The following is a 3,929-nucleotide window of genomic DNA, read 5'->3' on the forward strand; positions in this document are numbered from 1 at the left end:
GCGGGGTACGGCGACGAGGTCCGCGCGGCGCGTCAGAGCAGGCCGTGGCGGGGCGGGCGCGTACCGCTCAGTACGTACCGTCCGATGTGCTGCACCTTCCAGCGGACCGGATCGTGCAGCGTATGCGTCCGGGCGTCGCGCCAATACCGGTTCAGATTCAGGCTGTCGAGCGCCGAGCGCGTACCCGCCACCTCGAACAGCGCGCTGCTCGTCTCGACCGCCGCCTCCGCCGCCCGTACCTTCGCCGCGGCGACCGCGATCGACGCCTCGGCCGCGCTGTCGTCCGTGAGGTCGGCGGACGCCGCGTCCACCGCGTCCGCGGCGGCGGCGAGCAGCGCCTCGCCCGCCCGTGCCTGGAGGGCGAGTTCACCGAACCGCTGGATCAGCAACGGGTCCTCGGCGGCCGTCTCGTAGCCGCTCTCGAACCACGGCCGGCTCTTCGTACGCACGAACTCGGCCGCCTCCGCCAGCGCCGCCGCCGCGATGCCCGCGTCGATCGCGGCATGCAGAAGCTGCGCGACGGCGCCGTGCAACTGCGGCCCCTGGAAGGTCAGATGGTGCGGTACGACCCGGTCCGCCGGGACCGCCACATCCACCAGCCGGACCGTTCCGCTCGCGGTGGTGCGCTGCCCCATGCCGTTCCAGTCGTCGAGGACGGTCACCCCCGGGGCGTCGCGCGGTATGTACGCGACATGCAGGGCCTCGTCCTCGGCGCGCGCCAGGACCGGGATCCAGTCGGCGAAAAGGGCGCCGGTGGAGTAGTGCTTCTGGCCGTTGAGCAGATACGAGGCGACCGCGCCCGCAGGGACCGAGTCGCCTGGGACCGTGTCAGCGAGGACCGTCTCGCCCGGGACCGCGGCGGCGGGGACCGGGCCGTCGGGGAGTGACGCCTCGCGCACCGGCGTCAGCCGCGTACGGATGTCCTGGACATGCTTGGTGCCCGCCTCCGACTGCGCGTTGCCGAACCGCCGCCCCGCCAGCACCTCCCCGAAGAAGAACTCCCGCTGCTCCGGAGTGCCCTGCCGCCGCAGCACATTGATGTACACGAAATGGCTCTGCGGGATCTGGGCCAGGCTCGCGTCCGCGCCCGCCAGCAGCCGGAAGATCTCGGCGAGGGTACGGGCGGAGACATCCGCGCCGCCGTATTCGCGCGGCACGGTGACGCCGAGGAGACCGCTGGCCGAGAGGCGTTCGAGTTCGGCGCGCGGCAGCCGCCGCTCGCGGTCGCGCTCGGCGGCGCCCGCCCGGAACTCGTCAGCCAGTTCCCGGGCCAGGGCGAGCGCTTCCGCGTCGTCGGCGACCGTATGGACGGCGGCGGAGCCGGGGGCGGGGGCGGCGCCTGGAGAGGAGGAGGCGTTACGAGCGGGTGCGGCGGTCACGGTAAGGCCTCCAGAGAGGGAAGGGACCCGGCCGGCCCAGTACTTTCACGACCTGGACACACCGGATGAACGGCTCACATGATGAACGGCTCAAGAGATGAACGGCTCGGCTGATGTACATACGGAACCGGGGTCCGGCGGCTCAGCGGGCGGCGCACGGAGGTACCCGGCAGACCGGGAAAGAGAGATTCGCCTCGGGATCCGGTGCCGGTGCTGGCACTGATCAGACGCGGACGCCCGGCCGACAGAGGGCACTGGAAACGCGTACGAGATCGACGTGCCGACGCCGGGTGAGATCATCCTGCCGCGACTGCAACACGCCACCTCCTTCCGCTTCTGACGCCTCCGAACAGACGTCGTCACCGTACCGGCGCCCTCCGCCCCCGTCCATCAGGCATCTTCGAGCCGCCGACCGGAGGCCTGCGCCCCGCCCGGCGCGCTCGCCCGCCGACCGCGGATAGTCCGGCGCTGCCCGGGAACGAATTCGCGCGGAGCCGTTTCGTCCAGCGGAGTCGTTTCGTCCATGGAATGGGGATCACATGGCACACGGAGAGCGCGGCGGAGAGCTGGCGGGCAAGGTCGCCCTCGTGACCGGCGGGTCGGCCGGTATCGGTCTCGCCGTCGCCCGCCGCTTCGCCGCCGAGGGCGCGACGGTGTACGTCACAGGCCGCCGCAAGGCCGAGCTGGACGAGGCGGTGGAAGCCATCGGCAGACAGGCGGACGGCCGACAGACGCACAGCCGACCGGACAGCCGACAGGCAGACGCCGAACAGACCGGCGGTGGGCAGGCCATCGGCGTACAGGGCGATGTCTCGGACCTCGACGATCTCGACCGCCTCTTCGCGACGGTCAAAGCGCAGAGCGGACGGCTGGACATCCTCGTCGCCAACGCCGGCGGCGGCACCTTCGCCCGGCTCGGCGACATCACCGAGGAGCAGTACGACCGTACCTTCGGCATCAATGTCAAAGGCCTCGTCTTCACCGCCCAGAAAGCGCTCCCTCTCCTCCCCGACGGCGCCTCCGTCATCGTCCTGTCCTCCACCAACGCCTCCCTCGGCATCGAGGCGATGAGCGTCTACAGCGCCACCAAGGCCGCGATCCGCAGTCTCGCCCGCTCATGGGCGGCCGAACTCGCCGGGCGGAACATCCGCGTCAACGCCATCAGCCCCGGCCCGGTCGACACCCCCGGCATCGACGGCCTGGCGGGACCCAGCCCCCGGGTCCGCCGGCGCCTCAAGGACGGTTACGCGGCCAGGATCCCGCTCGGCCGGATGGGCCGGCCCGAAGAGGTCGCCGAGATGGCGCTCTTCCTGGCCTCCGACCGAAGCTCCTTCACCACCGGGGCCGAACTCTTCGTCGACGGCGGCCTCGCCCAGATCTGAGCCCCGCCCGCGATCAGCCGCCCTTCGACCTCCACGACCTCCGCGGCCCCTTCTTCCGTCCTTCCTCCCGTCGCCACCGCGTCAGCGTCTCCCCCGGCGCCAGGCGCTCCACCACCTGGGCCAGTTCGTCGCAGGCCTTCTCGATCCGCAGCCGTACGTTCTTCTGCTCGGTGACGATCGCCGCCAGCAGCAGCGAGGTCAGCGCCGCGGATCCGTTGAGCGCCTGGAGACTGACCATCCGCTGGACGAGCGTGTGGTGGGCGAACCCGCCGACGCGGTCGGTCACCTCCGAGATCGCCAGGACGGAGACGAACAGGACGTACGGCGCGCTCCCCGGCAGTTCGAATCGCAGCGCGGCCCAGATCAGCACCGGGAAGACCAGGAAGAGCAGGGTCAGCGAACTCATGGTGGCCACCGGTGTGATCACGGCCGCGGTGATCACCAGGGCCGTCGCCTCGGGCCAGCGGCGGGTGTCCACACGCAACCGGAATCTGCGGAGAACCAGCAGGAAGGGCGTGACCACCAGCACCCCCATCGCGTCGCCCGCCCACCACGCCGACCAGATGGCCCAGAAGCCCCCCGGCGCCAGCCTGCCGCTCAGGACGAAGGACGCCGTGCCCACCGTCGCGCTGATCAGCATCCCGGCGAGCGCGCCCAGGAACACCAGGGCGATCCCGTCCCGCAACCGGTCCAGTTCGATACGGAAACCGACCCGCCGGAGCAGCAGATAGGCGCAGACCGGAGCAAGGGTGTTCCCCACCAGGATCCCAAGGTCGGCGGGCACGAACGGGGCGAGGGTCAGAATGCTGCCGAGGGTACCCAGGGTGATCCCCGGCCAGACGCCGGGGCCGAGGAGAAGCAGGGCGGTCAGGGCGACACCGGTGGAAGGCCAGAGGGGAGTGACGGTCGCGCCCTCGATCCGGAGCTGCTTAAGGAGGCCGAGCTGCCCGGCCACGTAGTAGGCGACGGCCACGCCGAGAATCCGGAGTACGGCCATGGCAGCCGGGGGCAGTCGTCGGTTCTCCTCGCTACGCACCACCCCGCCATGAGACAACGCCCCCGGCACCGCCCGGCCGTGACACGCACTGCCGAGCACACTCGTCACCCTGGGCCACCTCACCCAGCCACCTCACCCCGGGTCACCCCGCCACCCTCACCCTGCCCCCTC

At 71.4% G+C, this 3,929-nt stretch carries 4 protein-coding genes; 1 reads left to right on the forward strand and 3 read right to left on the reverse strand.

Going from position 1 to position 3,929, the window contains the following annotated elements; translation table 11 throughout:
* Positions 1-32: 32 nt before the first annotated feature.
* Positions 33-1,274, reverse strand: coding sequence for an acyl-CoA dehydrogenase family protein (locus WH07_RS34790; protein ID WP_046509046.1), 1,242 nt, complete (start codon positions 1,272-1,274; stop codon positions 33-35).
* A gap of 328 nt (positions 1,275-1,602) precedes the next feature.
* Entirely contained in the window at positions 1,603-1,770 is a 168-nt protein-coding gene (locus WH07_RS42295) for a putative leader peptide (RefSeq protein WP_408645987.1), read from the reverse strand.
* 148 nt (positions 1,771-1,918) lie between these two features.
* Between WH07_RS42295 and WH07_RS34795 the strand changes: the two genes are divergently transcribed.
* Positions 1,919-2,761: an SDR family NAD(P)-dependent oxidoreductase gene (locus WH07_RS34795; protein WP_046509043.1), complete on the forward strand. Its 843-nt coding sequence runs from the start codon at positions 1,919-1,921 to the stop codon at positions 2,759-2,761.
* A 13-nt stretch (positions 2,762-2,774) separates the two neighbouring features.
* Here the strand turns inward: WH07_RS34795 and WH07_RS34800 are convergent, their stop codons facing one another.
* The gene (locus tag WH07_RS34800; protein WP_046509044.1) at positions 2,775-3,800 is read right to left on the reverse strand and encodes an MASE1 domain-containing protein; all 1,026 of its coding nucleotides are present in this window, start codon (positions 3,798-3,800) and stop codon (positions 2,775-2,777) included.
* Positions 3,801-3,929: the final 129 nt, after the last annotated feature.

The sequence above is a fragment of the Streptomyces odonnellii genome (assembly GCF_000981895.1).
Taxonomy (GTDB): Bacteria; Actinomycetota; Actinomycetes; order Streptomycetales; family Streptomycetaceae; genus Streptomyces; species Streptomyces odonnellii.